Origin of the sequence: Chryseobacterium sp. MYb7, from assembly GCF_002979455.1 — a bacterium.
GTDB lineage: Bacteria > Bacteroidota > Bacteroidia > Flavobacteriales > Weeksellaceae > Chryseobacterium.
This window is the reverse complement of sequence record NZ_PCOU01000001.1, coordinates 25511-51377: the sequence shown is the minus strand read 5'-3', so window position 1 is coordinate 51377 and position 25867 is coordinate 25511. Positions and strand designations below refer to the sequence as shown.

The window sequence follows — 25867 nt, the reverse complement described above, 5'->3', positions numbered from 1 at the left end:
TTATAACAAAAAGTAAAACATGAGCAGAATTTTTCCGGCAGGAGTTGCCACAGGTCAGTTAGTTACTGATATCTTTCAGTATGCTAAAGAAAACAAATTTGCATTACCTGCAGTAAACGTAATTGGATCAAGCAACATTAATGCTGTGATGGAAACTGCAGCGAAATTGAACGCTCCTGTAATTATCCAGTTTTCTAATGGTGGAGCTGCTTTCAACGCAGGAAAAGGATTAAACAATGACGGACAAAGAGCTGCTATCTTAGGATCTATCGCTGGAGCAAAACATATTCATACTCTTGCTGAAGCTTACGGAGCAACGGTAATTTTACACACAGATCACTGTGCAAAGAAATTACTTCCTTGGATCGACGGATTAATGGATGCTAACGAAGATTTCTTCAAGCAGACAGGAAAATCTCTTTACTCTTCTCACATGCTGGATCTTTCTGAAGAATCTTTAGAAGAAAACCTTGAGATTTCAGCACAATATTTCGAAAGAATGGCTAAGCTTCAGATGACTCTTGAAGTAGAAATCGGAGTAACTGGTGGTGAAGAAGACGGTGTAGACAACTCAGATGTTGATAACTCTAAATTATATACTCAGCCTGAAGATATCGCTTATACTTATGAAAAATTAAAAGCTATTTCTGATAACTTCACAATTGCTGCTGCTTTCGGTAACGTACACGGAGTTTACAAGCCAGGAAACGTAGTTCTTACTCCAAAAATCCTTGACAATTCTCAGAAATATGTTCAGGAGAAATTCGGAACAGCTGCTAAACCTATCAACTTTGTATTCCACGGAGGTTCAGGATCTACTTTAGAAGAGATCAGAGAAGCTATCGACTACGGAGTAATCAAAATGAATATCGATACTGACCTTCAGTTTGCATATACAGAAGGAGTAAGAGATTATATGGTAAACAACATCGACTATTTAAGAGCTCAGATCGGAAACCCTGAAGGAGAAGAAAAGCCGAACAAGAAATTCTATGACCCAAGAGTATGGGTAAGAAAAGGTGAGGAAACATTCTCTACAAGATTGGTGAAAGCATTTGAAGATTTAAATAACGTAGATACTTTAAAATAAGAACTGTACATTTGTATCAATGTAAAAAGTATTCATAAAAATACATTTACATTGGTACATTTTACATTTATACATTAATACACGCAAAAATGGCATTCGACTGGTTTAAAAGAAAAGCAAAAAACATAACCACTTCTACTGATGAGAAAAAGGACGTTCCCAAAGGACTTTGGCATCAGACTCCATCCGGAAAAGTAGTGGAACATGATGAACTAAAGAGAAATAACTATGTTTCTCCTGAAGACGGATTTCATGTAAGAATAGGAAGTGCAGAATTTTTTGACATCCTTTTTGACGGTGGTAAATTTACCGAACTGGATGCCAATGTTGAAAGTATTGATATCTTAAACTTCAAAGATACAAAGCCTTACAAAGATCGTCTGAAAGAAGTAAAAGCTAAAACAAAGCTTACAGATTCTATCAGAAATGCTGTAGGAACTGTAAAAGGAACTGAAATGGTAGTTTCTTGTATGGATTTTGCTTTCATTGGTGGATCTTTGGGTTCTGTAATGGGAGAAAAGATCAGAAGAGCAGTAGATTACTGTATCGCACACAAACTTCCGTATATGATTATCTGTCAGTCCGGAGGAGCGAGAATGCAGGAAGCTACATACTCTTTGATGCAGCTTGCAAAAGTTCAGGCTAAGTTAGCTCAGCTTTCTGAAGCAGGACTTTTATACATCGCTTATCTTTGTGACCCTACATTTGGAGGAATTACAGCTTCTTTCGCCATGACTGCTGATATTATTATGGCAGAGCCGGGAGCATTGATCGGTTTCGCAGGACCAAGAGTAATCCGTGAAACGATCGGTAGAGATCTACCGGAAGGATTCCAGACATCTGAATTCTTACAGGAAAAAGGATTTGTAGATTTCATCGTAAAAAGAACTGAAATTCAGGATACTGTGGCAAAAACAGTTAATTTATTGACTGTAAAAGCATAGTTTCTGTAACAAAAACAATACAATCTCTCTCTAATTAGGGAGAGATTTTTATTTATGAGGACTTTTAAGATATTTTTCAATACCATCAGAAGCATGAGTTTTAATAAGATTATGCGTCTTTTATCACTTGTTCTTCCCCATCCTCTTTTTGCACTGATGAGTTTCCATGCTACCGTAAAAGCATTTACCATAGCTCAGAAAAAATTTCCTAAGACAGCTTCCACTAATGGAATTGGAAATGCTTTCAGACATGCCTTGTGGTGCTGCTTTATTATGATGTACTGCTGCAAAATTTCTTCTCCAAAAAAGGCGCTTGATTTCTGCAAAAGAATAACAGATATGCATGAAGAACTGTTCCCTAATGAACCTCTGGAAACTAAAATGGATCTTCACAACAACAAAATCGGAATGGATTATTTCATGGAAATTCTGCCCGGAATTCACCGCCAGTTTTTTGAAAAGAGTTTTTTTGTTGATGCACTAATCAAAAAAATGGAGGAAGCCAAGGTTCTGAAAAATCTGGATGACGAGTTTGAAGGATATCTTGTTTACCTAGAGGAATAATTGTTTAAACCTTTATTTTGAAACATTAAAATTGATATAAGGTTTTAAGAGTATTAAGATAAGTTCGCTTTAAGCTTAAAAATAAGCAGCTATCATTAGTTCTCTTTCACAACAGAATAACAAAAGACTTTAGTTATTTTTGTGGTTTAAAGTATTTTTGATAAGTTTAAACAATTAAATCAATCAGATGGTTCTCAGCAGAATTTGGTCGGCTTTCATTATCATTGCCATTGCCATTGCCAGTATAAAATATGTTTCGTCCAGCAACTACAAAACCATTTTCAATGATATGGTGGTGGGAAAAGGCGGTGATACAGTGAAGATTGCATCCCAATCTATGAACAGCCTCTCCCCTGTTGTCAGAGACAGTCTGCTGAAAAAGAATGATTTTGCAGACAGCAGAATTCATTATAAAACAGATTCTTTAAAACAAAATGTAAACGTTTATCGTGTTCAGGAAGCCGATGGTGTCATCGGAACCTCTGAAACTGCAGTGAAGATATGCCTTGGCCTTATCGGGATCATGACTTTATTTATGGGATTCATGAGCATTGCTGAAAAAGCTGGAGGAATTAACCTTTTAAGCCGTTTGATTCAGCCATTTTTCTCCAAATTATTTCCTGATATCCCTAAGAACCATCCCGCTTTCGGGCATATGCTGATGAATTTCAGTGCCAATCTCCTGGGATTGGACAATGCCGCTACTCCTTTTGGTTTAAAAGCTATGGAAAGCCTGCAATCCTTAAATCCTAATAAAGATACTGCCAGTAATTCACAGATCATGTTTCTGTGTCTTCATGCCGGAGGAATGACGTTGATCCCCGTTTCCATTATCGCGATCAGGGCATCTATGGGTTCCAAAACGCCTACCGATATTTTTCTACCCTGTATGATCGCTACTTTTGCGGCAACTTTAGCAGCGATGATTATTGTTTCTTTATATCAGAAAATTAATCTTCTTCGTCCTGTAGTAATTGCTTATGTAGGTGGAATTTCAGCAGTAATAGCATTATTGGTAGTATACCTTGTGCAATTGAGTAAAGATGAACTGGATGACTTCAGTAAAGTATTAAGCAATGGTTTAATCCTATTTATTTTCCTTGCAATTGTATTGGGAGCCGTTTATAAGAAAATCAACGTTTTTGATGCCTTTATTGAAGGGGCAAAAGAAGGATTCACGACCTGTGTTAAGATTATTCCTTACCTGGTTGGAATGCTGATTGCTATTTCATTATTAAGGACTTCCGGTGTTTTTGATGTGATCATTGACGGAATGAAATGGGTGGCCAACGTCGCCAATATGGATCCAAGATTTGTAGACGGACTTCCGACAGCGTTGATCAAGCCTTTATCCGGTTCCGGAGCAAGAGGAATGATGGTAGACACGATGTCAACCTTCGGAGCAGATAGTTTTCAGGGGAAATTGGCAGCCGTACTTCAGGGAAGCTCAGATACTACGTTCTACGTGATTGCAGTCTATTTTGGCGCCGTAGCCGTTAAGAATACAAGATACACGGTAATTGCCATGCTTCTGGCCGATTTAATTGGTGTTATCACTGCTATTGCGTTGGCTTATCTATTTTTTGCTTAATTCAATTAAACGTTGCAGGTTGGGTAGTTGCTAGTTTTTTTACCGTTAAAAATGTATTAATGAGTTACGAGAAACTTGATATTTATAATATTGCTTTTGAGTTGTTTATTGAAACACATAAACTCTCACTCCAACTGCCAAATTATGAATTATATGAATTGGGTAGCCAATTAAGACGATCTGCTGATTCTGTTGTTACAAATATTGCAGAAGGCTATGGAAGAAACAATTACAAAGGTGACTTTATAAGATTTCTCACTTATTCTCAGGCAAGCTGTGATGAAACGGTATGCCATTTGTCAAAAATTAACAGACTTTATCCGGAATTAAATTTGAACTTTAAAGAAAAATCAGAACAATATAAACTCTTAGGAGGAAAAATCAACAACTTTATAAAATACGTCCAATTAAACTGGCGCACATAACCCAAACTAGCAACTAGCAACTAGCAACTAGCAACTAGCAACTAGCAACTAGCAACTAGCAACTAGCAACTAGCAACTAGCAACAAAATTACCATTATGATTACAGATAAAGAATTTACCCTAAGACTCATTCGCCAATTAACCCAAGCTTTGGAAAAACTTATTCTGGACAAGCCTGAAGAAAGTTTAATGCAGAAAGAACTGGATTTTGACACCCTGATGAGAGACATTTTCAAGATGAGTTTTACAGAAGTATCTTCTAAAACAAAGGAAGAAATGATTGCTATTGTTAACGAAAGACAGGAAAGAGACCACAAGGATTATTATGAAATGCTTGGAAATCTTTTCTACTTCAACAGCAGACATGATCAAAACAAAGATTTTCAGGATAAAGCAAAGACATTCTACGAGCTGTACCTTCAGACCAGCGGTATTTTTGCACTTCCCATTATCAACAGAATAAATGAATTAAAAAAAGCACTTGAATAAAGTGCTTTTGTATTTTTAGAAAGTAATTTTATAGGTTCCGGTGGAAGAAGTACTGGCTTTCTCTGCCTTTACGTATTTCTTTACCCAGGCAACTGATGTAGAAGATACACAAGGATCCGAAACACCACCTGATCTTCTTGCAGACACTACATTTCCTGCTTTATCTACAGTATAGGCAACGGTAATGGATCCGCTTGCAGTACAGCTGTGAGATGGCTGTGCACCGCCTCTTCCCATTGTTCCGGGAATGTAGCCTATCAGTTTTCTGTCTATTCCGACTTTGCTGTCTCCGTTTCCATCACCACCTAAAGGATCTCCGGCATTTCCAATACCATCACCCGTGCCCTGGCTTCCGGCTTTTGTTCCTCTTCCTTTGATAAGATTTCCGATAGCAGCATTTCCTTTTCCGTCCCCGTTTCCTGTTTTTGAATTGGCTGTAGTAGCTCCAGATTTCTTCGTATTTTTTGAAGCCGTTGTACTTGTCGCTTCTTTTTTCTCAGCTTTTTTTGATTCTTCCTTTTTAGAAACAGTTGTTTTTGAGTTTTTTCCTGTGATAACCTTTTCCTTCACTTCTGCTTTCTTTGGTTCAGGAGTAGGTATTGGTTCTGGTTTTACAACAGTTTTTGTTTCCGGAACTGGAGTTTCAGCAGGTTCAGGAGTTACTTCTTCTGTTGCTGCAGCAAGACTTCCTGGTTGTTCAGCAGGTTCTTCAATTCCTTTTCCGTTTCTGTTGTCTCCGAAGTTCACCAGCATGGTAGTAACCACTTCAGGATCTTTATCCAGCTCAGGTTTTAATTTATACAAAAAAACAAAAAGCAGAATAGCAGCCCAAATAAGAATAGAAAGCAGGGCGCTCTTTACTCTGTCTTTGTTTTCTTCATTTTTGTTTGCTGTATAGCTTCTCATCTTAAAAAGTAATTCTTTCCGTTATTTATCTTTAACGGTTGCAATAGCAATGTTAAATTTATGTTTCTCAGCAATTTCCATGACAAAAACAACATCTTTATGCAATGTATTTTCGTCCGCTCTAATTGTGAATGATTGATTGGTCTGGCTGGCCAATTTATCTACAATAACCTTCTCCAATTCCCCTTTATTTACAGGATTATCATCCACAAAGAATGATCCATCCGGCTTGATACTTACTGTCACAGGATTAGGTATATTGTCGTCAACAGCTCCGGCTTTCGGCAGATTCACATCAATAGCACTTTGATTGGCTGCTGAAGAGGTGATCATAAAGAAAATCAGCATCAACAGGATAACGTCTGTCATCGCTGCTAAACTGAATTCCGGGTTTGCTTTATTTCTTCTTTGAATTTTCATCGTAAGAAAGATTTATAAAGGTTTGTTGATAAGGTCTAAAAATTCTCCTGACATGTTCTGCGCCTTCAGTACAAATTTGTCAATCCTTGTCAAAAGGATGTTGTAACAGAAGTTAGCAGGAATTGCTACTGCCAAACCTACAGCGGTCTGTCCCAAAGCGGTATAAATACCTTCAGAAAGTGTTTTTGGAGAGAAAGATCCTGTGGCATGGGATAAGTTGAAGAAAGCGATAATCATCCCGATTACCGTTCCTAAAAGCCCCAACATAGGTGCGATACTTGGTACTACAGCCAAAAGATTCAGGTTTTTCTCCATATTGGCAACCTCTACCTGAGCCTGTGATTCCATAGCACTTACAATATCAGACACAGGACGTCCTAATCTTGAAATTCCTTTTTCTAAAATTCTTCCTTCCGGAGAGTTCTGTGTTTTGCAGTAATCTGCTGCCGCCTCTATTTTTCCAGCTTTAATAAAGTCTTCAATATTATTCATAAAGTTGGAATCTGTCTTTGAAGCGAGTCTTTTGATAAAGAAAAATCTTTCAAAAAACAGATATAGAGAAAATACGCCCAACAGCAATACGGTGACCATCACTATTTTAGCGAAAGCTCCTCCGTGGAACATGATCTTCCAAAAGGAAAATTCTAAATTGTCTGTAGCAACTGCGGGTGTAGCGATTTGTGCAAATAAAATCTGAGAAAGTTCCGTTAACAGCATTAAATGTGAATTTTATTAAATTTTCAACGACAAATGTAGTAGAATATTATGAGTTAAACTCTTAAAAATTGCTTAAAAACTACTTAAAATTTGTTACAATTGTATCAATAGCAAATTTCTTTCCAAAAAATAATCTTGAAAAGAAACTTGGTAAAAAAAGATAGAAGCTTTTTGTTAGTCTTCGTCTACCTCAATATCATCCTGCCTGAATTCGCATTTTAATCTAAAAGGAATCGGAGTATCTGATCCGGTATAGAAATCATCAATGGTTCCTTTCCAGACCACCTGAAGCTCTCCTTCTTCATTTTTTTCGAAAAGAAGCTCGTTATCATAGATATAAGCATCTTCATCATCGAAAAGATCTACTTCTGTATAGGTATCTTCCTCAGAATCATTGATTTTTATAGTTTTTCCTTCAATCTCCGCTGATTCGATAGGAAAATCGAACACCTCAAGTGAAAGTTGCGGAAAGTTGTACTGTAATGAATCATCATCTACGTGATCCAAACTGTCATCCGTAATAACTTCAACCTCTAAAAAATGCTGCTGGTTGCTGTAAACTGCCTTACAATAAGTATTTCTGATATTGTATTTTAGCATTTCCTCCGGATGGTAAATTTTTAAAATCCCTTTCATTTTTTCTTAAAAAAGAACTGTAATAATATGATTGTTAAACGTTTTAGACAAAGATAAAAAATTGATTCAAAGTTGAAAGGATTTTGAAAATAATTTTTTAAAATCAGCTTCTACAATACTACTGAATATCCCAATAATACTTACTTTTGTTTTCATAAAGATTCTGAAAATGAAAAACATCTTATCAAAGGGTATTCTGGGATTGGGGCTGATGATTGGTCTTGCTTCATGCAAAAAATCGGACTCTCCCCTTACAAAAGTAACCCCCAGCAACCTGGATTCTATTGCTTCCAACTATTATGAGCAATACCTTAAGCTCTACCCTTTAGATGCTACCTCTCAGGGAGATACAAGATACAACGACCAGCTTCCTATCAATATTGATAAAGATTTTATCTCAGGAGAAATAGCATTCTATAATTCTGTACAGAAGCAGTTGGATCATGTAGATTACAAAAGCCTTTCTGATGAAGACAAAGTGGTGTACGATGTACTGGATTATACTTTAAAAGATAAAATTGAGGCCTATGCCTATCATCCGGAATATATTCCTTTTACCCAATTCGGTGGTCTTCCGCTTACTTTTCCACTCTATGGAAGCGGGCAGGGCAGCCAGCCTTTCAAAACCGAAAAAGATTACAGCGACTGGCTGAAAAGAATGGAAAAGTTCCCGGAATGGATGAATGCCGCAGCAGATAACTTCCGGGAAGGAATTAGCAATAAAATTGTACTTCCTAAAAAGCTGGTGATCAAAATGATTCCTCAGATGAAGGCTGAAGAAATCACAACTCCTGATATGGAAAAAAATATTTTCTACGGTCCTATCAGAAATTTCCCGAAAAGCTTCACTCAGGATCAGAAAGACAAATTTTCAGCACTTTACAAGGATGCCATTACCAAAAAAATTATTCCTGCTTATGCTAAAATGGGAGTCTTTTTGGAAAAAGATTATCTTCCAAAAGCTAGAGATACAGACGGATACAACAGCCTTCCTAATGGAAATGAAATTTACAGCTATTATGTAAAAAGCTGGACTACCACGAAGAAATCTCCCGAAGAGATCAATAAAATCGGATTACAGCAGGTGGCTATGCTTCGTGCAGAAATGGAAAAAGTAAAACAGCAGGTGGGTTTCTCCGGAACATTGGAAGAGTTTATCACTTTTGTAAAAACGGATCCAAAAGCAATGCCTTATAAGACTTCTAAAGAGGTTTTGAATGCATTCAACGGTATTTTAACGAAAATCACTCCAAAACTGAAAACCATGTTCAACGTAACGCCAAAAACCAAGTTTGAGATCAGACAAACGGAGAAATTCAGAGAAGCAAGTGCCAGTGCAGAGTACATTCCGGGAACACCGGATGGCAAAAGAGCGGGTATATTTTATGTTCCGCTTCCTGACCCTACCAAATTCAATGTTACTTCAGGAATGGAGTCTCTTTTCCTTCACGAAGCAATTCCTGGGCATCATTATCAGGTTTCTTTGCAACAGGAAAATACTAAACTTCCTAAATTCATGAGATTCGGATGGTTTGGAGCGTATGGAGAAGGATGGGCTCATTATTGTGAGACATTAGGTCCTGAGTTTGGTTTATATACAGATCCTTATCAGAAAATGGGATATCTGAGTGATCAGATGCTGAGAGCAGTAAGATTGGTAGTAGACACAGGGCTTCATACCGGAAAAATGTCTCGTGAAGAAGCCATCAAATATTTCCTAAGCAATATTTCTTACGACGAAGGATCTGCCACTGCAGAAGTAGAAAGATATATGGCAATGCCTGGGCAGGCTTTAGGCTACAAAATAGGGTCTTTAAGAATCCGTGAGCTAAGAGAAAAATACCAGAAAGAATTGGGGAATAAGTTCAATCTGGCAAGTTTCCACGATGAAGTATTAAGCCAAGGATGTCTTCCTTTGGATGTTTTGAACAGAAAAATGGAGCTTTGGGCAAAAAACAAAAATAAATTATAGTAATAAAAAAGGGTACTTCATTCAATCGGTACCCTTTTTTATTTCTTTCTTCTAAATAAACAAAATTGATATGATCACAGAAAGCATAAGATCTCTTTTCAACAGGGATTTAAATAAATTAAAAATAGAGATAGAAGCCTATCAGAATGAAGAAAACCTTTGGATAATTGATAAAAGTATAGCCAATTCTGCCGGAAATCTTTGTCTACATTTAATAGGAAACATCAATCATTTTATAGGAGCACAGCTAGGAAGCACTGGCTATATAAGACACCGCGAGCTGGAATTTTCTTTAAAAGATGTTCCAAGAGCAGAACTTATTGAAAAAATTGAAGCTACTATAGCTATGATAGATTCCGTTCTGCCACAATTGTCTGAAGAGGATGTTAAAAAAGAATATCCTTTGGTTGTTTTTGAAAGCAAAATGACTACAGATTACTTCCTGATCCATCTGGTTGCTCATCTGGATTATCATTTGGGACAGATTAATTATCATAGAAGGTTATTGGATATTTAATCCATCAATAAAAAAACGCACCGATCACAAAGGAATTGTTGCGTTTTATTTTTAGTTCGCAAAGAAGTTTCACTCAGCAAAGAAAATATTGCCTTTGCTGAAAGAAGTGCCCTTGCGAGCTATTTCAACGTAATTTTTATAAAATCTTAGCGATCATAGCGCTAAAACTACTGAATTATTTCTCAAACATCATTTTCGTAATAAAATCCTTCTCTCCTTTTCCTCTCGCCGGAGAATATTCTCTTCCATAGAAAATGATCTGCAGGTGAAGCTTATTCCATACTTCTTCCGGAAATAAATTCTTTGCGTCACGTTCTGTTTCTACTACATTTTTTCCGGAGGTCAATTTCCACTGTGTCATCAGACGATGAATATGAGTATCTACCGGAAATGCCTGAAATCCGAATCCCTGGCTCATCACGACTGAAGCAGTCTTATGTCCTACTCCCGGAAGAGCCTCCAATTCTTCATAAGTCTGGGGAACAATACCGTTGTGCCTTTCTAAGAGAAGTTCTGCCATTCTTTTCAGGTTTTTGGCCTTTGTATTAGACAGTCCTATTTCTTTAATCAGTTCTTTAATTTCAAATTCTTCCAGCTTAGCCATTCTTTGCGGCGTTCCTGCCACGGCAAAAAGATCGGGGGTAACCTGGTTTACTTTTTTATCTGTAGTCTGGGCAGAAAGGGCAACAGCAACCATTAATGTATAGGGATCGGTGTGATCTAACGGAATAGGTGTGGTGGGATATAATTTATCCAGTTCTATCTGAACGAGCTCAGCTCTTTGTTTTTTTGTCATGTATGCCTTAAATTTGAACAAAATTAAATCATTATGCTGAAAGTTGGAGATAAATTACCTGAATTTGAAGGATTCAATCAAGACGGAGAAACAGTAACCTCATCAAAATTACTTGGAAAAAAACTGGTGGTCTTCTTCTATCCACAGGCCAATACACCAACGTGTACAGTAGAAGCCTGCAACCTGAGTGATAATTATGCTAAGCTTAAAAAGGCTGGATTTCAATTATTGGGTGTAAGCGGCGATTCTGTAAAGAAACAGAAAAATTTCCACAGTAAATTTGCTTTTCCTTATGATCTTATTGCAGATGAAAATCGTAATATCATTGAAAAATTTGGGGTATGGCAGGAAAAAAAGACGTTTGGAAAAACGTATATGGGAATTGTAAGAACCACTTTTATTTTTGATGAAACTGGAGTTTGTACAAGAGTGATTGAAAAAGTAACTTCGAAAACTGCTGCAGAACAGATTCTGGAAGGATAATTATTTTTAATACAAAGATCACAAATGCTTTCACAAGTAACACGATTAAAAATCTAAACGTTATTTGTGAAAGCATTTTTATATGTTTTACTCTGTTTCGTAGTAATTTAATTCTTCAGTTTCACCAGGAAGGGTTACATGTTTTTTAAACCTCAATCCCAGTTTTTCAATAAGCTTTTGGGAAGAAATATTATCTTTTGAAATAATCGCGGATATCTTTGTTAACCCAAAATCATCCATTCCAATAGATTTAACCTTTTGAGCGGCTTCAAAAGCATACCCTTTCCCTTCAAACTCTTCCAATAGAGAATATCCAATATCTACAATATCAAGTCCTTCTCTTTCGAATATTCCTACTGCTCCTACTTTTTCATTTCCTTCTTTGGTCACTAAAAGATAGTTTCCAAATCCCAGTCTTTCAATCTGTGGGGCAAATCTGTTTAGGATATAGTTTTCAGCATCTTCAATAGAGTTAACATTTCGATTACCAATATGTTGAATAAATTTTGGTCGGTTATAAAGTTCAAAGACAAAATCTTTGTCTTCACGGGACATTGGACGAAGGATTAATCGTTCAGTCTCATAGGTATTATTTGCGCTTGGGTGTTTTTTTGAGCTCATCTTTCTTTGGTTCTTCTTTTTTTTCGATTTTTAACAATCTCGGGTTATTAGCACATTTTTTATTGTAAAGCTCAATATAGGTTCCATTATCCTTTACATTGCTTACTGCTCCTGTAGATTTGTTTACAGTTACTGTATAATGTGTTTTTTGATAGGGACATTCCTTTGAAGTCAGCTTTCCAAGGTCAAGATAATAATTCGATTTATCTTCATGATAGTTCCCTGCAAGATCCTTGAACTCCTCATCTACCATGTAACCTTCAGCAGCCATCATTACAGCGGCCTCCTGAGCATTATCAATTCGGTCTATAAACTTTTTAAGGCCTTCCACATCAGTAATATAATTTACTTTCCCTCCTTCCGAATAAGCGATGTAGTAAAAGCTGTCTTCATTAGGAAAAAGATTGAATCCTGAAAACTGAGGGGTATAATCTACCTTTCCCGAAATCTTTATTTCTTGCCCTTTTCCATAGCTGTTGTATACCAATACCCATGAGCCTATCTTATTGCTTGGCTCGATCTGCTGTAAAATATTGGGAATGCTTGAAAATTTTTTCTTCTCCTGAGAATATCCTAAGATTCCCAAAAGTAAAAATATAAGAATTGTAAATCGGGTTGTAGCTTTAATCATAATTTTAAAAATCAGCAGAAAATGTACCAAATATTACATAAACTTTTCTCCTTTCTTAAAGTTTTTTAAGTCAAGGACATAATCCTTAATAAGCTGGTCGTTATCCCGCGGGCAGATAAGAAGAGCTTTATCTGTGTCTACAACAATGTAGTTTTCAAGCCCATCAATGATTACAGCCTTGTTATTATTTCTTAAGCGGATAATATTTCCTTTTGAATTATAAGATAGCAGATGCTTTAGTTTTACAGCATTTCCATTTTTATCTTTTTCAGTATTTTCATAGACTGACGTCCAGGTTCCAAGATCACTCCATCCTAAATCTGACGGGATTACATATACATTCTTTGCTTTTTCTAAAATTCCGTTATCAATAGAAATTTTCTGAACTTTCGGATAGATGGTTTCAATGCAGCTGTTTTCTTTTTCCGAATTGTATTCGCAAGCCATAAAGTGCTGCATCATCTCTGGAAGATAAAGATCGAAAGCATGGTGAATACTTTTTACATTCCACACAAAGATCCCTGCATTCCAAAGAAAATCACCACTTTCCAGGAAACTTTGGGCAATCTCCAAAATAGGTTTTTCTGTGAATGTTTTCACTTTAAAATACTCAGAGCCTTTCTTTTCTACAAACTGAATATATCCGTAGCCTGTATCAGGTCTTGTGGGAGTAATTCCCAATGTTACCAGGTAGTCATGTTTTGAAGCTAATTCGAAAGCCAGCTCCACCTTTTCCAAAAATACATCCTCTTTAAGGATCAGATGATCCGCCGGAAGGACAATCATTGTTGCATCCGGATTGATCTCAGCAATCTTATTGGCCATATACAGATTACAAGCCGCTGTATTCTTCATAAGCGGTTCACCTACAATGTTTTCCTCAGGAATCTCCGGAAGTTGCTGATGGGAAAGAGCTACATACTCTTTATTCGTAATCACGAATATCTGCTCCTTAGGAATTACCTTGCTGATTCTGTCATACGTCTGCTGAATCATAGTACGCCCGGTCCCTAGAATATCCTGAAATTGTTTGGGAAATTTCTGTGTGCTCATCGGCCAGAACCGGCTCCCGATCCCTCCCGCCATTATAACGCAGTATCTATCTGACTTTAACATTCTTAGCTACATTTTTCTACCCTTGCTAGAGGCTTGAAAGAATACTTTCTTCCGGTAGCCAGGTTCTTACAAAGATAGTTTTTTTTAACTAAACCTTCTAATAAATACTTTTCATTGCGGTATATAAAAAACTCACCTTTCTGAAGTTCTTCAATAAAGTGAAGAGTATCATCTTGTTTTTCAGTATGAAAATACCTTACCAGATCAGGGCTCGCCATGAAATTAGCTTTAGGTGATTTTGAAAACTTGATAATGATAGGCTTTAGTTCTTCATCATAAATTTCAAGACTTTCCATGAGCATATTTCTGAACGTTTCTTTCCATTCATTACCATGAGGAGATATTCTTCGCCCATATTTTTCAAATGCAATCAGATGTGCCAGCTCATGGGTCAGTACAAAGAAGAAAAGCTGTGGAGTGAGTGTAGAGTTTACCGTTATTTCATGAGAATTGTCCGGAAGCTTTCTGTAATCTCCCAGTTTTGAATTCCTATTTCTTGTAACTTTTATATGTATATAGTAATCTGAAAACCAGATTCTTAAATATTTAAGAGTATTTTGTGGTAAATATTTTTCTAAAGATTGAATTGGCATTTTACAAACTTAATGGAATTCCTGCATAGAAATTCAATAGTTTAAGACTAAAAAGATAATTATATTTTGCCTGCGCTACTGATCCCTGTGCATTTGCATAATTATTTCTTGCCACATTGACGTCATAGATGGTGGCTCTTCCTGCCGAATAGCTTTTATCCGCAAAATCAAGTGCCAGCTTGGAACTTTTCTCTGCTTCCACAGCAGCCAGATAATTTTCATAATTGGCATCTGCATCAAACTGAGCTTTCTGAACATTCTGTCTTACAGTTTGTTTCTGCTGTTCCAATGTATTTTTAGCAATACTTTCGTTTAATTTGGACTGCTCCACCTGTAATTTAGTTTTCCCTTTATTGAAGATCGGTACATTAAGTGATAATCCTACATTTTGTCCAAACTGATCTTTATATTGCTCAAAAAAAGTTCCCTGCACAACACCTGGCAGAACATTAAATTGCTTATTGTAGAATGTGTTAAGACCAGCACTGGCTGTTAATGTTGGCCAGAATGCTGTTTTACTTACTTCAGTTTGTGCTTCGGCAGATCTTATTCGGCTTTCCGCTGCTTTTATCTGAGGTTGTATCTCATAAGCAGTTGCAAGCACTTCATCTGCGGTCGTAAGTTGTAAATCAAGCTTTTCCGGAACATTTACATCTTCCACATCAAAACCTTTATAATCTGACAGTTGTAAAAGCTGAGCAATGGCAAACAAAGCACGTCCAACATTTACTTCTGCTGTTTTAAGATTTTGTTTTTCTCGTGCCAGCGCTGCTTCAGCCTCTGCCAGAACCGTCTGGGCAGTTGTTCCCACCTGAGTTGTAATTTTGGCTCTGTCGTACTGTTTCTGAGCATTTCCTACTGCACTTTGAGAAATTTTCACAATCTCTTTATTCAACAAAGTAGTCAGATATTGTTGAGCAATCTGAAGAGAAATATCATTTTTAATGGTTTCAATATCATATTGGCTTGCTTCTACATCAAACTGAGCTTTTCTTACGCTCTTCTCCAATCTCCCATTATTATAGACCAACATATCGGCACCCAGCCCCACACTGTTATTGAATCTATCGTTTCTATAACTTCCTGCTCCTAATGATCCTTGTCCGAAACTCACCCCACTAGTAACACTCCCAGATACGGAAGGCAAATATTCTTTTTTGGCTGCTTTAAGATTATATTCCTGGTTTTGTTTGTTATACTGATTTTGGATAACCTGAAGATTATGCTCCACTGCATAGCTTACACATTCTTTTAAGGACCATTTCTTCTGAGCGCTTAAACCCAGATAACCTAATCCAAAAACAATGATCCAAACTTTTTTCATATTGTATATGTTTATTTGTTTTTAATGGTCATATAGAATCACATTATCTTCATCAAGCATTTATACTTACAAATGAGAGCAATTCTATATTAAGATTTTTCAATATTAGACGAATTAAATATAAAAAAGTTACAGATTGAAAAATTATATTTTATTTTAAAAAAACTTTTGAGAATTTTGTATCATGACAAACGAACAATATCAGGAAGCTATCGACTGGCTTTTCGTACAGATGCCGAACTACCAGATAGATGGTCAGAAGGCTTATAAACCAGGATTAGATAATATTACAAAGCTTTGTGCTTTCTTTGGAAATCCACAGGACAAGATCAAATGCATCCACATTGGAGGCACAAACGGAAAAGGCTCTTCAAGTAATATGCTGGCGTCCGTACTTCAGGAAGCTGGCTATAAAACCGGATTATACAATTCTCCACATCTTATAGACTTCACGGAACGTATTAAAGTCGACGGAAAAAACTGTGACAAAGAGTTTGTCTTTGATTTTATTCAAAAGTTGAAAACCATTCCCGAAGACATCCGCCCTTCTTTCTTTGAGTTTACTACGATCATGGCTTTTGAATATTTTTATCTGCAGCAGGTAGATTTTGCTATTATTGAAGTAGGATTGGGAGGAAGACTGGATTCAACAAATATTATTAAACCTTTGATTTCTGCAATTACGAATGTTCAGCTGGATCACCAGAATATTCTAGGAGACACCATTGAAGAAATAGCAACGGAGAAAGCAGGAATTATTAAGCACAATATCCCGATTATTTTCGGAGACGAGAATGAAATGGTCAAAAATATTATCATTGAGAAAGCAATTAAAGAAAATGCTCCGTTTATAGATGCTGCTCTTATTAATACAAACCTTGAATCTGATCTGAAAGGAAATTATCAGAAAAAGAATATCCGGGTGGTATTGGCTTCTGTGGAAGAATTAAGAAAGCTGAATATACCTATTTCCGATGAAGCCCTTGAAAACGGGCTACTTCATGTTCATCAGAATACCGGATTTATTGGCCGCTGGTTTGAATTTTCACAAAATCCACTTACAATTTGTGATACGGGGCACAATCAGGCAGGTTTGGAGTATGTTTTTTCACAATTAAATTCAATTAACCGCCACAAGCATGTCATTTTGGGGTTTGTGAATGACAAAAAAATAGATGAAGTAATGAATTTACTTCCTGAAAATTCTGAGTTTTATTTTGCAAAACCATCTGTAAACAGGGGAAGACACCCGGAAGATTATGAAAATCTGCTTCAGGAGGCGAAAATTTTTTATAAAATTTTTGATTCTGTACAAGAAGCGTATCTCGCTGCAAAAGAACAATGTACAAACGAAGAAATGATTTTTATCGGCGGAAGCAACTTTGTAGTGGGAGATTTTTTAGAAAAAAATTTGGAGATTAAGGAATAAGTCGTATATTTGCACCACTCTAAACAAGAGAACAAGTCTAGAGGGTTCTTAGCTCAGTTGGTTCAGAGCATCTGGTTTACACCCAGAGGGTCGGGGGTTCGAATCCCTCAGGACCCACAGAAAAGGATACTGAAGCCTTTCAAAAAATTTCAGGGCTCTTAGCTCAGTTGGTTCAGAGCATCTGGTTTACACCCAGAGGGTCGGGGGTTCGAATCCCTCAGGGCCCACAAAAATCTCTCAGAAAACTGGGAGATTTTTTTGCTATCTAACCCAAGATGAAATTCTACTTTTCTAATATCAGACTCTTTTTCATTTTAATTCATTTATAATTTAACGCGTCAAGTTCTGGCGTAGGTAAGGATTAGCTTTGCTTTAGTAACAATAAAACAAAATATTAATTACTAAAACACAGCTTATGAAAAAACAATTTGATGACGATTGGAGTCATGACCTCTCTAAATTCAAGGTCATTTCCCAGGAGGATCTAAAAAAGGGATTTGTGGGTGACAAGAACGCTTTGGGTGATTATATAGTCAACAAAGATAATTCTCCTGATTACAGAAGCCCATTCCATGACTATAGAAATACTCCTTTAGGGTATTCTTATCTTACTGATAATCCTGTATCTGTATTTGCATCAACAGGAGTCAATGAAAAGGGAGAAAAAGGATATGAATACTACGCAGAAGTTCTGCCCTGTGAAACAGGATCTCAGGTATATGGAAGCTATCAGGCCAATGCCCGAAAGAAGCAGGCTTTGTTTCTGTTCTATGAAAAACCTAATCCTAACAAATCAAACTTTTCTGGTGATTTTTACATTGCCAAGATGGGAGATTACTTTGTACAGCTCTTCAAGAGATTTCCAGAACCATTACCCTCCAATGTAAATGGTCAGTTTTTCAGGAATATTACCTCTATGGAAGATGAAGCAGCTTATTTGACTCAGCTTGCTTATACTTTTGAGAAAGATAAAATAGATGCTACCCTTGTTCATCAGGCTTTAATGAGAGAATATCAGTTTTATACAGGAGACAGAAGGTTTGAAGAGATTATAGGAAATATTTCTTCTATTCCTGCTGATGCCATTGGATGGTGTGCTGAAAAGCTGGAAGTTTTTAAGCCTACAGAGAAGAATTATAATCCTCAGGCTAAAGATTATTCTCCATTAATCCCTATTATAGGAGGTGTTGCAGTTCCTGTTAATATAAATAAAGCAGCACAGTTCTTTGAGAACTTAGGTAACAATCCTTTTGTTCAGGGAGCAGAAGTTGCTTTTTCAAAGGTATGGGCTATGGTGAAACAGGCAGCTAATAAAGTTAAAGAAGCTTCTATAGAACACCTTCCTGATGCTTTTAAAAAGCTGGTTAATAAGATTACAGGAGTCATTAATGATATTAAATCTTTTCTGACCAATATAACAGATGATCTTAGTGACATGATAAAACAAGGGGTAGAGATTCTTAAAATAGCCAATGCTTTTTATTGTGGTGTTAATAGTGGACTGATCAGCCTTATACAATGCTTGCTGTATATTTTAGAGTTTCTTTTACAGCCTACAACTGCTTTCTCCTATCAGCAGTATCTTGAAAGAAGAGACTTGATGGAAAAAGCTGAGGATGTACTGGATTGGGTAACAGAGAATGTTCCTAAGTTCTTACAGGGAATTAAAGACCTATTCAAAGCCAGTGGAAGCATTTCTCAATCTGATATGAAAGGAATACTTGATAAGATGAAAGAGTATTTTGGTGATGTTTCAAGATATACAGTAGCTTTTTATGTAGGCATTTTTGCCTTTGAACTACTAATTAATATTCTGTTACTTATTTTTACAGAGGGTGCAGGGAATGTGGTAAAAGGAGCTACTTATGTACAAAAAGCAGCAAGTGTATTAAAGGTTCTGGCAAGAGAAACTGTTTCTGTAGCTACATTAGGAATTACAGATTTACTGGCTTTTCTTTCAAGATTTATTATTAGATTTGGGAAGGCATGCGCTAAAGGATTTAAAGGATTTATCAGGTTCATTGAGGACTTATTACAGGGTGCTAAGAATGGTGCTAAAGCAGAAGATTTAGCCATGACAACAGAGGAGATTGAAGAAATTGTGTTACAAGGAAAGAAAGCTCAAAGCATTTTTAACATTCTTGCCAGTGCAAGAATAGGGTTTAAAAAGCTTGGTATTGAAATTCTGGCTAAAGCAGATGGTTATCTTCTGAAATGGAGAGAAAAACCTATTTTCAAAGGAGATTTTAAAGAGGTTAATGCTTTCTGGAGTAAGATACTCAAACCTAGAATAGGCACTGGAACAGGAGGAATTTTAAAATACCTTGAAGTCCTTTCCAGAAATATGGTTGCTCAAGAGCATAATATGTCTTGTGCTGCTGCATGTATCAGACAATTAGCTAAAGATCATGGCATTGAAATGACTGAAAAAGTTATTAGGGAGTTTGCAAGAACTACTGAAGAAATGGGAACTTTTCCTGATGGAATTTTAGACGCACTGAAAAAAGTATTTAAGGATAAAGAGATTCTTGATAGAACTTTTATCAGAAATCCAGATAATTTGATGCCATTAATTTTAGAAGATATTTCAAAAGAAGGTTCATGGATAGGTATAGTCTTACCAGAAAATGGTAACTATCATGTTATCATTGTTGATAAAATTGTTGATGGAAAAGTCTTTGTTCGAGACCCATGGCCTCCTGAAGGGATAGGAAAAGGAAAAGGAATTGAAGCAGTGATTGGCTTGGATGAGTTTGCAGACTCGTGGTTACGAGGTGGAGCTTCTAGTTATCATGTGAAATAATTAAAATTATATATAATGAACATAAAAGAAATTATAAATAAACTTTCTGACGAAGGTTATAATCCTTATTTACAAGAAAAATTGGGAATCATTTTTAATAGTATTGATGATAACAAGGGAAATCCTAAAGTGAATTCTGTATCACAAATTAGAATTGAAAAAGAAAAAATCATCATACAATATCCTTTAGGACAGATTCCAGTAGAGAAAGAATTTAAGACTATAGATGAGCTTTTAAAATTCATAAGACAAGTTTTCCCAATAGAGATTTGATTATGAATATTAGTGAGTTACAAGAAGAATTACAGGAATTAGGTTATGCTACTCAGTTTCATAATCTTATTAATTCATTAACAGTGGGCATTCCAGAAAATGGAAATTTCAAGCTAGATTCAATATTTAGAATAGAGAAAAATGGTGATAAAATGAATGTAAACTATTTCACTGGACAAATTCCTGTAGAAAAAGAATTTAAAGCTATTGAGGAACTGCTCAAGTTTGTAAGACAGGTTTTTCCAATAGAAGGTTAACTAATTTTCTAATAAAGCCACTTTTGAAGTAATAGTAAAAAGTGGTTTTATAATCATAATTTATAATAAAAGCTAATGATGAAATATTTTGTTTGTTTAATTCTAATTTTTACAGTACATACTAACTCTTTTTCACAACGTACACAAACTGTAGAAAAAGACATAAAAGAAATCACTAATTTTTTAAAGAATGATAATTTAATTTCATTTTTTAAGAAGCATCAAAGTTACAGGCAATTACTGGAGGACTATCTGAAAAATGGTGATACATTGCGATATAAGAGAATGTCTGATAGCTCGGATTATAAATATAATAATGCAATGTACAGCGATAACATTATACAAAATTTTCTTAATTGCAAAAAAGTATTTACAGTTGATAACGAAAAAATTAAGATTGACTGGAAACATTCTTTTGTGAAAGAAATTTTAATAGAAGAAAACAGAATCTCAAAAAATGATATTAACCAAGAAATTTTTATTCCCGTAAAAGTTTTGGTTTCTAATACTCAAAACAATGACTTAGTGATTATTAATGTTAGCTTAATTTATGCTAAATCGGGGCCTCTAATGTCATTTAGAATTTTGGAAGATATACATATTGGATTTTCTTCCATAAAACAGTATATGAAATTTGAAAATGAAATAATGGAAAAAATGCTAACAAATGGTGTACAAAACGGTGTTAGCAGTCAACCAAAAAGAATAGATAATTCTGAATCCTTTTCTAATAAACAATACCAAAAAACGTATGTTTCAGAAAACAATAGCGCCTACAAACTAATTTTAACTTTTGAGACAAAAGAAAATACTACATTACTAAGACAGGCAAGTAGAATTATAAATGGTAATCTAAAGCAAAAATCATTTGGACAATGGGAAAACTGGGAAGGAGTTATTACCTTTAATCCATATGGTAGCAAAACCACTTGGTATATGTATGAAGATGAGAAAAAAATAACTTGCTTTTCTATTGATTCCTATATAACAGATATAGACAGGCTAGAAATGATCACTTTTAATCAAACTAAGAACGATGAAAGGTAGAAGTATTGTTTAAGGACTCCAAGCTTGTATAAAAAGATTAAAAGGATATCTACTTTTTATATTTATTTTTGAAGGAAGGGATAGCTTTGACAGATCTATCTCCCATAGCCGCTGATTCTCATTAATTACCCGAAGCGTTCTGTTATTCAAATCAAATTCTTCGACAAAGCAACAGTATTTAAAGTGTCCTCCACTTTTCCTTATATTTATTTACCTTTGCCTGCATTTGAATTCCGCCTGACGTGAAGGAACTCCATATCATATCATTCAATTATCCCTACCCTCCTTCATATGGTGGTATTATTGATGTATATTACAAGATCAGGGCTTTATCTGCTCTGGGAATAAAAATTCACCTTCACTGTTTTATAGATCAGATCCCTGATAAGATTGATCCGGAAATTGAAGAAATTACGGAAAATGTATTTTTTTATAAAAAGAAAAAGAATCCATTACTCTATTTTTCAGGAACACCTTTTGCAGCTGTCATCAGAGATTCCGAAGCACTAATTAAGAATCTTGAGAAGATAAAAGCTCCTATTTTGTTCGAAGGCTTACAGACAGCCTATATTATACGATTTCTAAGAGACAATGACCACAAACTCTACCTTCGTTATCACAATAACGAAACAGAGTATTATAAAGGGCTTTCTTTTTCTGAAAAGAATATATTCAAAAAGATTATTTACAAGATTGAATCTTTAAAGTACACAGGATATCAGAAAAAACTATTAAAAAAATTTGAAACCGTTTTCTGTCTGTCTGAAAAAGAATATAACGAAGTAGAAACGTATTCTGAAAATGCACAATTGATTCACATTTTTCATGGTAACGGATTAGTAAAGCAACTGGATAAAAAGGGAAATTATTTTCTCTTTCACGGAGATCTTACGACTGCCGACAACAAAAGAGCTTTGAATGAAACTATTGATCTATTTAAAACGCTGCCACAATATCAATTAGTTGTAGCTTCCGACCGTGCCAGCGAAGATATTAAAAGGAAAATTTCAGAAGTTCAGAATATCAGTCTCACTCCTATTCGAACTACGGAAAAACTTCATCATCTTCTGGAAAATGCCCACGGCAATATTTTAATCTCCTACCAGAATTCGGGAACCAAAGTAAAGTTATTCAACACCCTTTACAACAGCCGTTTCGTTATTATCAACGGAAATATCACAGACGACCCAGTTTTGACAGATTTATGTCTATATGGATCTGATATGAGTGAAATTCGTCAACATATTATCACCTCAGCAGAAAAAGATTACGAAGATACCGAAAACAGAAAGAATATTCTGGATTATATACACTCGGATAAAGCTAAAGCTGAAGAGATTGTAAAGATTATTTTTAAAAATTAACCCTATCCACCACTTTCTGGATATCAAATTCCTCAAGACACGCCCAGTCGCCTCTGTAACATTCTTTATCTCCAAAAACAGAACATGGTCTGCAGCTAAGATCTTTCACCTGAACAACATCTTCTTCACTCTGACCAAATCCTAAAAACCCGGCATAGGGATGAGTAGCACCCCAAATAGAAACACATCTTGTCCCAACAAGACTTGCAAGATGCATATTGGCAGAATCCATGGAAATCATCAACTCCAGCTCTGCAATATGATTAAGTTCTTCTGTAAGATTTAATGTTCCGGCAAGATTTTTTGTATTAGGAATTTCACGCTCCCATTTTTCAAGAGTTTCCTTTTCTTTTTTACCTCCACCAAAGAAATATATCGTGTGTTTCTTAGCCAGAATTCTTACCAATTCATACGATTTCTCCAGGGGAAGCATTTTCCCTTTATGCTGAGCAAAAGGAGCAAATCCAATTCCTGACTTATGTTCAGAAAGCGGCCTTAATTGATGAGAAAGTTCTACTTTGAATCCCATACTACGGAAAACATCCGCGTAACGTTCCACCGTTTTTTTCAGCTGTTTTTTTTCCAGGTTCCAAACGTCTGTAAGATGTTCTTTCTCTTCTTTCCCTTTATCTATTTTGAAAACCTTGAGTCCTTTTCTTCTGTATATCCTATCTAAAATTTTAGTCCGGATTACATCATGAAGATTCGCAACACAGTCCGGATTAAACTCTTTGATCAATTCATTGCTCAGTTTACTTAACCCAAACAGACCTTTATAATCATCCAGATCAATTCCCTTAAAAATTACATTAGGAATTCCAGCAAACAGAGCCTCAAAGTTTTTCCTGGAGACCATAATAATTTCCACACCGGGGTTCTGCTCCAGAAATTCTCTGAAAACAGGTACTGTCATGGCAACATCTCCGAATGCGGAAAAACGATATGCTAAAATTCTGGTCACGGTTATGATTTCAGTTGATACGCAACTGCATAAAACTTGATCTGCTTCGTCATGGCCATCAATCCGTTGGCTCTGGACGGAGAGAGAAATTCCTGTAATCCTATTTCTGCAATAAAATCGAAATCAGAATCCAGAATTTCCTGAGTGGAATGCCCACTATAAATACTTACTAAAAGAGATACGATCCCTTTTGGCAGAATACCATCAGAATCAGCATTAAAGAAAAGCTTTCCATCTTTAAATTCGGCATCAATCCAAACTTTGCTTTGGCAGCCTTTAATCAAATTTTCTTCGGTTTTTCTTTCTTCCGGTAAGCCTTTCAGTTCTTTTCCAAGATCAATGATGTACTCATACTTTTGCTCCCAGTCTTCAAGAAAAGCGAATTCCTCGATTATTTCCTGCTGTTTTTCTTTAATGGTCATTTTAAATCAAATTTCTTTGTGCAAAGATAACCATTTTTGTAAAATTTATTAATGAGATGCTTTTTCAAAAAGCTGTAGGATTTTTGTTTCCTCATTCTCCCAGCAAAATACATCTGCAGCCTTATTCAGTTCACTCTGATAATGCAATCTCCCTCTTTCAAGAACAAGATTAATTGCTTTCTCAATTGTTTCAGGCTGATGATCTTTGATAATTTCTCCTACATTAAACTGATTTCTTATGCGCTGCATTTCCGGGAAATTAATCATAACCAGCGGAACTCTGCTCTGAATATAGTCACAAACTTTATTAGGAAGAGAATAATAATAACTCACTCCGTTATTTTCTTCAAGACTAAACCCTACATCAGCCATTTTGGTAATTTCTCTAAGATTTTCCGGCTTCAGCTTACCAAGGAAAAAAACTTTTTCCTGTAATTTTTCATGAACAACAAGCTCTTCGTATTCTTTTTTCTTCGGCCCGTCACCGGCAATTTTCAAAACAGCATCTTTAATATGATGCATGGCAACAATCATTTTCTCAATTCCTCTGGACTGATTGATCGCTCCCTGATACAGAATAATTTTAGGATGATTGTCCGGAATTTCAGGAGTAGAAAGTATTTTTCTCGGAATATTTCTAACAACTATTGGGTTTACATTGTATTTTTCATGGAACCACTCTGCATAACTTTCACTTTCCGTCATCATGAATTTCACATGAGGAATCAGCTTTCTTTCGAGCACTCTCCAGAATTTCTGCGAAAACCTGTTTTGTACCGAGGGCATTTCCGTGAAAATTTCATGACTGTCAAACACCAAAGGAATATTCAATTTTTTGGCAATGAGATAATTTGGCAGAAGTGCATCGATGTCATTGGCATGAAGGATAGTATCTTTGTCTGCTTTTTTCTTCAGTTCTGTGTATAATTTCCAGTTGAACTCAAAATAAGCAGTCTTTAAACTTTTTGACTTTAATCCTATTCTGGAAAAAGGATAGGGACGATCCATTTTCTCATTTCCATCCCAGTCGTTTCCGATTAGTTCTATAGGATATCCGTTATCAAAAAGGGTTTTGCATACCTTTTCAATTCGCTGATCGGTATACAGATTACTAAAGGCAGATACTATTACTTTTTTCTTCATCAAACTTTCTTATCTAGTATTAAATAATAGATCTGAATGAAACAAATAAGCCCATTTGGGATGATTACGGGCCAAAGCATCCCATTAAAGATCCCATAAATGACAAAACAAATACAGCCAATCATGTTAACTACCCTAATTTTTTTCACATCTTTCAGTATGAAACTCAATACGATAAAGAGGGAGGCAGAATAGCCTATATAAGTGGTAATTTCACTATTCATGGGAAAAATTTAGAGTAAACAAACATAATCATTTTCAATAAGATAATAAAATTTTTTCTGCCATAAAGTCATTAATTGATTTTTGGTAAAATATTTGTAATTTAGATAA

29 protein-coding genes and 2 tRNA genes are annotated in these 25867 nt (G+C 35.7%); 17 read left to right on the top strand and 14 right to left on the bottom strand.

What is annotated here, in order from left to right; genetic code table 11:
• Positions 1 to 19: 19 nt before the first annotated feature.
• The 6 genes from fbaA (at position 20) to CQ046_RS00250 (ending at position 5103) form a co-directional block, all read left to right on the top strand.
• Complete coding sequence (gene fbaA / locus CQ046_RS00275; protein ID WP_105700342.1) at positions 20 to 1090, top strand: class II fructose-bisphosphate aldolase; 1071 nt, start codon at positions 20 to 22, stop codon at positions 1088 to 1090.
• A gap of 89 nt (positions 1091 to 1179) precedes the next feature.
• Positions 1180 to 2034 carry an acetyl-CoA carboxylase, carboxyltransferase subunit beta gene (accD, locus tag CQ046_RS00270; protein ID WP_105700341.1) on the top strand — a complete coding sequence of 285 codons (855 nt, stop codon included), beginning with the start codon at positions 1180 to 1182 and terminating at the stop codon, positions 2032 to 2034.
• Positions 2035 to 2088: 54 nt separating this feature from the next.
• A complete protein-coding gene (locus CQ046_RS00265; protein ID WP_105700340.1) occupies positions 2089 to 2598 on the top strand; it encodes a DUF6973 domain-containing protein in 510 nt (169 codons plus the stop codon).
• 187 nt (positions 2599 to 2785) lie between these two features.
• The gene (locus CQ046_RS00260; RefSeq protein WP_105700339.1) at positions 2786 to 4189 is read left to right on the top strand and encodes a nucleoside recognition domain-containing protein; all 1404 of its coding nucleotides are present in this window, start codon (positions 2786 to 2788) and stop codon (positions 4187 to 4189) included.
• A gap of 59 nt (positions 4190 to 4248) precedes the next feature.
• Complete coding sequence (locus CQ046_RS00255) at positions 4249 to 4614, top strand: four helix bundle protein (RefSeq protein WP_089693214.1); 366 nt, start codon at positions 4249 to 4251, stop codon at positions 4612 to 4614.
• 96 nt (positions 4615 to 4710) lie between these two features.
• Positions 4711 to 5103: a hypothetical protein gene (locus CQ046_RS00250; protein WP_105700338.1), complete on the top strand. Its 393-nt coding sequence runs from the start codon at positions 4711 to 4713 to the stop codon at positions 5101 to 5103.
• A 15-nt stretch (positions 5104 to 5118) separates the two neighbouring features.
• Here the strand turns inward: CQ046_RS00250 and CQ046_RS00245 are convergent, their stop codons facing one another.
• From CQ046_RS00245 to CQ046_RS00230, 4 genes are all read right to left on the bottom strand, one after another.
• Positions 5119 to 6009, bottom strand: a complete 891-nt coding sequence (locus CQ046_RS00245) for a ferric siderophore ABC transporter substrate-binding protein (protein ID WP_105700337.1) — start codon at positions 6007 to 6009, stop codon at positions 5119 to 5121.
• Positions 6010 to 6030: 21 nt separating this feature from the next.
• A complete protein-coding gene (locus CQ046_RS00240; protein ID WP_105700336.1) occupies positions 6031 to 6429 on the bottom strand; it encodes an ExbD/TolR family protein in 399 nt (132 codons plus the stop codon).
• Between the two features lie 12 nt (positions 6430 to 6441).
• Positions 6442 to 7146 carry a MotA/TolQ/ExbB proton channel family protein gene (locus tag CQ046_RS00235; RefSeq protein WP_105700335.1) on the bottom strand — a complete coding sequence of 235 codons (705 nt, stop codon included), beginning with the start codon at positions 7144 to 7146 and terminating at the stop codon, positions 6442 to 6444.
• Between the two features lie 174 nt (positions 7147 to 7320).
• Positions 7321 to 7782, bottom strand: coding sequence for a hypothetical protein (locus tag CQ046_RS00230; RefSeq protein ID WP_105700334.1), 462 nt, complete (start codon positions 7780 to 7782; stop codon positions 7321 to 7323).
• A 169-nt stretch (positions 7783 to 7951) separates the two neighbouring features.
• On the opposite strand from CQ046_RS00230, the gene CQ046_RS00225 reads away from it, so the two are divergent.
• Positions 7952 to 9754, top strand: a complete 1803-nt coding sequence (locus tag CQ046_RS00225) for a DUF885 domain-containing protein (protein ID WP_105700333.1) — start codon at positions 7952 to 7954, stop codon at positions 9752 to 9754.
• 70 nt (positions 9755 to 9824) lie between these two features.
• Positions 9825 to 10271 (top strand): DinB family protein, encoded by a 447-nt coding sequence (locus tag CQ046_RS00220; RefSeq protein WP_105700332.1) that lies wholly within the window; start codon positions 9825 to 9827, stop codon positions 10269 to 10271.
• 175 nt (positions 10272 to 10446) lie between these two features.
• Here CQ046_RS00220 and CQ046_RS00215 read toward each other — a convergent pair whose 3' ends face one another.
• Entirely contained in the window at positions 10447 to 11067 is a 621-nt protein-coding gene (locus CQ046_RS00215; protein WP_105700331.1) for an endonuclease III domain-containing protein, read from the bottom strand.
• A 33-nt stretch (positions 11068 to 11100) separates the two neighbouring features.
• Between CQ046_RS00215 and bcp the strand changes: the two genes are divergently transcribed.
• Entirely contained in the window at positions 11101 to 11550 is a 450-nt protein-coding gene (gene bcp / locus CQ046_RS00210) for a thioredoxin-dependent thiol peroxidase (RefSeq protein WP_105700330.1), read from the top strand.
• 87 nt (positions 11551 to 11637) lie between these two features.
• On the opposite strand, the gene CQ046_RS00205 is transcribed toward bcp, so the two are convergent.
• Genes CQ046_RS00205 through CQ046_RS00185 form a run of 5 tightly spaced genes read right to left on the bottom strand, consistent with a single transcriptional unit; the run spans position 11638 to position 15835 of the window.
• Positions 11638 to 12171, bottom strand: a complete 534-nt coding sequence (locus tag CQ046_RS00205; RefSeq protein WP_105700329.1) for a GNAT family N-acetyltransferase — start codon at positions 12169 to 12171, stop codon at positions 11638 to 11640.
• Positions 12140 to 12802: a hypothetical protein gene (locus tag CQ046_RS00200; protein WP_105700328.1), complete on the bottom strand. Its 663-nt coding sequence runs from the start codon at positions 12800 to 12802 to the stop codon at positions 12140 to 12142. The genes CQ046_RS00205 and CQ046_RS00200 overlap by 32 nt, the downstream gene beginning before the upstream one ends.
• 33 nt (positions 12803 to 12835) lie before the next feature.
• Positions 12836 to 13918 carry a mannose-1-phosphate guanylyltransferase gene (locus CQ046_RS00195; protein ID WP_228406822.1) on the bottom strand — a complete coding sequence of 361 codons (1083 nt, stop codon included), beginning with the start codon at positions 13916 to 13918 and terminating at the stop codon, positions 12836 to 12838.
• 2 nt (positions 13919 to 13920) lie between these two features.
• Positions 13921 to 14511 (bottom strand): SprT-like domain-containing protein, encoded by a 591-nt coding sequence (locus CQ046_RS00190; RefSeq protein ID WP_105700326.1) that lies wholly within the window; start codon positions 14509 to 14511, stop codon positions 13921 to 13923.
• A 1-nt stretch (position 14512) separates the two neighbouring features.
• Complete coding sequence (locus tag CQ046_RS00185) at positions 14513 to 15835, bottom strand: TolC family protein (protein WP_105700325.1); 1323 nt, start codon at positions 15833 to 15835, stop codon at positions 14513 to 14515.
• 184 nt (positions 15836 to 16019) lie between these two features.
• Here CQ046_RS00185 and CQ046_RS00180 point away from each other — a divergent pair, with 184 nt between their 5' ends.
• The 8 genes from CQ046_RS00180 to CQ046_RS00145 all read left to right on the top strand — a co-directional run bounded on the left by CQ046_RS00180 (position 16020) and on the right by CQ046_RS00145 (position 23008).
• A complete protein-coding gene (locus CQ046_RS00180) occupies positions 16020 to 17264 on the top strand; it encodes a bifunctional folylpolyglutamate synthase/dihydrofolate synthase (protein ID WP_105700324.1) in 1245 nt (414 codons plus the stop codon).
• A 42-nt stretch (positions 17265 to 17306) separates the two neighbouring features.
• A tRNA-Val gene (locus tag CQ046_RS00175) sits at positions 17307 to 17381 on the top strand.
• A 35-nt stretch (positions 17382 to 17416) separates the two neighbouring features.
• Positions 17417 to 17491: transfer RNA gene (locus tag CQ046_RS00170), tRNA-Val, on the top strand.
• A 188-nt stretch (positions 17492 to 17679) separates the two neighbouring features.
• A complete protein-coding gene (locus CQ046_RS00165) occupies positions 17680 to 20067 on the top strand; it encodes a cysteine peptidase family C39 domain-containing protein (protein WP_105700323.1) in 2388 nt (795 codons plus the stop codon).
• Positions 20068 to 20082: 15 nt separating this feature from the next.
• Positions 20083 to 20340 (top strand): hypothetical protein, encoded by a 258-nt coding sequence (locus CQ046_RS00160; RefSeq protein WP_105700322.1) that lies wholly within the window; start codon positions 20083 to 20085, stop codon positions 20338 to 20340.
• A gap of 2 nt (positions 20341 to 20342) precedes the next feature.
• Positions 20343 to 20597 carry a hypothetical protein gene (locus CQ046_RS00155; protein ID WP_105700321.1) on the top strand — a complete coding sequence of 85 codons (255 nt, stop codon included), beginning with the start codon at positions 20343 to 20345 and terminating at the stop codon, positions 20595 to 20597.
• A 78-nt stretch (positions 20598 to 20675) separates the two neighbouring features.
• Positions 20676 to 21644 (top strand): hypothetical protein, encoded by a 969-nt coding sequence (locus CQ046_RS00150; RefSeq protein ID WP_228406821.1) that lies wholly within the window; start codon positions 20676 to 20678, stop codon positions 21642 to 21644.
• A gap of 242 nt (positions 21645 to 21886) precedes the next feature.
• A complete protein-coding gene (locus tag CQ046_RS00145; protein ID WP_105700319.1) occupies positions 21887 to 23008 on the top strand; it encodes a hypothetical protein in 1122 nt (373 codons plus the stop codon).
• Here CQ046_RS00145 and CQ046_RS00140 read toward each other — a convergent pair.
• The 4 genes from CQ046_RS00140 to CQ046_RS23810 are packed head-to-tail and all read right to left on the bottom strand — an operon-like array spanning position 22998 to position 25758.
• A complete protein-coding gene (locus CQ046_RS00140; protein WP_105700638.1) occupies positions 22998 to 23921 on the bottom strand; it encodes a glycosyltransferase family 9 protein in 924 nt (307 codons plus the stop codon). The two genes, CQ046_RS00145 and CQ046_RS00140, sit on opposite strands and share 11 nt — an antisense overlap.
• A gap of 50 nt (positions 23922 to 23971) precedes the next feature.
• Complete coding sequence (locus CQ046_RS00135; RefSeq protein ID WP_089693246.1) at positions 23972 to 24391, bottom strand: SufE family protein; 420 nt, start codon at positions 24389 to 24391, stop codon at positions 23972 to 23974.
• A gap of 48 nt (positions 24392 to 24439) precedes the next feature.
• Positions 24440 to 25534, bottom strand: a complete 1095-nt coding sequence (locus CQ046_RS00130; RefSeq protein WP_105700318.1) for a glycosyltransferase — start codon at positions 25532 to 25534, stop codon at positions 24440 to 24442.
• Positions 25534 to 25758 carry a uroporphyrinogen decarboxylase gene (locus CQ046_RS23810; protein ID WP_105700317.1) on the bottom strand — a complete coding sequence of 75 codons (225 nt, stop codon included), beginning with the start codon at positions 25756 to 25758 and terminating at the stop codon, positions 25534 to 25536. Before CQ046_RS23810 ends, CQ046_RS00130 begins: the two co-directional genes overlap by 1 nt.
• Between the last annotated feature and the right edge of the window lie 109 nt (positions 25759 to 25867).